The sequence below is a fragment of the Actinoplanes sp. NBRC 103695 genome, assembly GCF_030269485.1.
In the GTDB taxonomy this organism is placed as follows: Bacteria; Actinomycetota; Actinomycetes; order Mycobacteriales; family Micromonosporaceae; genus Actinoplanes.
Genome location: NZ_BSTL01000107.1, coordinates 1 through 1317 on the forward strand (window position 1 = coordinate 1; position 1317 = coordinate 1317).

The window sequence follows — 1317 nt, forward strand, 5'->3', positions numbered from 1 at the left end:
TGAGTTCCCCCCGGTTTGGTGGAGCCTCTCAAACATGATCGACTGATCATGGGGAGGACGTTCTGTGGCCGCACCGAAGAAGTACCCCGACGAACTGAGGGCGCGTGCTGTGCGTCTGTATCGCGAGTCGGATCCGAAGCCGACCATCCGTCGTCTGGCCGAGCAGCTGAATGTGCATCACGAGGCGCTCAGGAACTGGATCCGGCAGGCGGAGGCCGATGCGGGCGAGCGTCATGACCGGCCGACGACCGAGATGGCCGAGGAGAACCGCCGGCTGCGGGAAGAGGTCGCTGAGCTGCGGCGGGTGAATGAGATCCTGCGTGCGGCGTCCTCGTATTTCGCGTCGGAGCTCGGCCCGACCCGGCGACGGTCATGAGGTTCGTCGACGAACACCGTGACCGCTTCGCGGTCGCGCTCCTGCTACGGGTCCTGAACATCGCCGAGTCGACCTACTACCAGTGGATCAAGCAGGCTGAGCAGCCCAGCGACCGGGACCTGGTCGACCTCGGCCTCATCTCCAACATTCACGAGATCTGGGAATCCTCCGGGCACATCTATGGCGCGGACCGGGTTCACCGACAGCTACGCCGTGACGGAATCCGGGTGGGTCGTAAACGCGTGGAACGACTCATGGCCAGGCAGGGCTGGCACGGTGCGTTCCTGCGACGCGGCTGGCGTGGCGGCTCAACCAAACAGGATCCGCGGCACACGCCGGCACCGGACCTGGTCAACCGGCAGTTCACGGCAGGAGCCCCGAACCGGCTGTGGGTCGCCGATGCCACCCGGATCCCGTGCGGTGAGGGCGTGTTCTGGCTGGCCGCCGTCCGCGATGTGTTCTCCCGGCGGATCGTCGGGTGGAAGACCTCCGACCGGTGCGACACCGATCTGATCCTGGCCGCGCTCGAGTACGGCATCTTCTCGCGCGACGTCCGCGACGGCGAGCTCATACATCACAGCGATAGAGGCTCGAACTATACGAGCTTCCGCTTCTCGCAACGTTTGCAGGACAACGGAATCCGGCCGTCCATGGGGTCGGTCGGTGACTCGTATGACAACGCGTTGATGGAGAACTTCTGGTCGACGCTAAAGATTGAACTGGTCTACCGAACCTCGTGGCGGACCCGTGACGAGGCCGAGAACGCGATCTTCGAATACATCGACGGCTGGTACAACACCCGCCGCATCCAGAAGGAACTCGGCTACCTGAGCCCGGACGAATACGAGACCGCCTGGCACACCCAGACCGAGCCAGATAACCTCACCCCTGCCCCGACCGGAAGCAGGTAACCACCGCTCCGTCGAAACGGGGGGAACTCA

At 64.2% G+C, this 1317-nt stretch carries 2 protein-coding genes; both read left to right on the forward strand.

The window, feature by feature from the left end:
* The first annotated feature begins 64 nt into the window (after positions 1 to 64).
* The gene (locus QSK31_RS48460) at positions 65 to 376 is read left to right on the forward strand and encodes a transposase (protein ID WP_253244027.1); all 312 of its coding nucleotides are present in this window, start codon (positions 65 to 67) and stop codon (positions 374 to 376) included.
* The gene (locus QSK31_RS48465; RefSeq protein ID WP_285691988.1) at positions 373 to 1287 is read left to right on the forward strand and encodes an IS3 family transposase; all 915 of its coding nucleotides are present in this window, start codon (positions 373 to 375) and stop codon (positions 1285 to 1287) included. The genes QSK31_RS48460 and QSK31_RS48465 overlap by 4 nt, the downstream gene beginning before the upstream one ends.
* The last annotated feature ends 30 nt before the right edge of the window (positions 1288 to 1317 follow it).